Here is a 1,032-nt window from a genome sequence, read left to right on the forward strand (position 1 = left end):
GAGCGCCAAGGGAAAGCACCGAAAGCCTCACCTATGACCCCTGAGCAAATAGAAATTCGGGAACTGAAAAAGAAGCTGGCTCGCCTTGAAGAGCATAATGAAATACTAAAAAAAGCCACGGCTCTGTTGATGTCGGACTCACTGAACAATTCTTGATCATCAAGAAACTCAAGCAGAGCTACAGCGTAAAAACATTATGCGAAGTCTTCAATGTTCATCGAAGTAGTTATAACTATTGGCTTAAACGTCCAACGGTAATTAATGCTGAAACAGTAAAACTTCGCAGCTTGGTCAGGGAGGCCCATACTGCAAGCAATGGCTCAGCAGGAGCGAGAACTATTGTAGATATAGTCACAAACCAGGGCGTAAAGCTTAGTCGTTACCGAGCGACTAAGCTGATGAAAAATCTTGGTTTAGTGAGTTGCCAAGAGCCAAAGCATCGCTACAGGAAGGCTTCACAAGAACATATTGAAATTCCAAATCACTTAGGTCGTCAGTTTGCGGTTACCGCGCCAAATGAAGTCTGGGCTGGCGATGTTACGTATATTTGGACGGGTAATCGGTGGATGTATTTAGCTGTTGTTATCGATCTTTTTGCCCGTAAGGTGATTGGTTGGTCGATGTCGTTATCACCTGATTCTAAGCTAACAGGCAAAGCTCTCTCGATGGCTTATGAGTCTCGTGGTAATCCTAAAGGTGTCATGTTCCACAGCGACCAAGGTAGTCACTATACCAGTCGTAAATACCGCCAATTACTGTGGCGTTTTCAAATAAAGCAGAGTTTATCTCGCCGAGGAAACTGCTGGGATAATGCACCGATGGAGCGCTTCTTTAGAAGTCTGAAAACGGAATGGGTTCCAACGATGGGTTATCGTAGCTTTGCTGAGGCTCAACAAGAGATCACTCGTTACATCATTGGATATTACTGCCAACTCAGGCCGCATCAGTATAACGGTGGTCTAACTCCTAATGAGTCTGAACGATTATATTGGGAAAACTCTAAAACCGTGGCCAATTTTAGTTGACCACTAC

General features: G+C 44.4%; 1 pseudogene. It reads left to right on the forward strand.

The features are described 5' to 3' along the window. A pseudogene (locus tag RH88_RS00100) lies at positions 1-1,025 on the forward strand (IS3 family transposase); the annotation flags it as partial. Positions 1,026-1,032: the final 7 nt, after the last annotated feature.

The sequence above is a fragment of the Vibrio scophthalmi LMG 19158 genome (assembly GCF_000222585.1).
In the GTDB taxonomy this organism is placed as follows: domain Bacteria; phylum Pseudomonadota; class Gammaproteobacteria; order Enterobacterales; family Vibrionaceae; genus Vibrio; species Vibrio scophthalmi.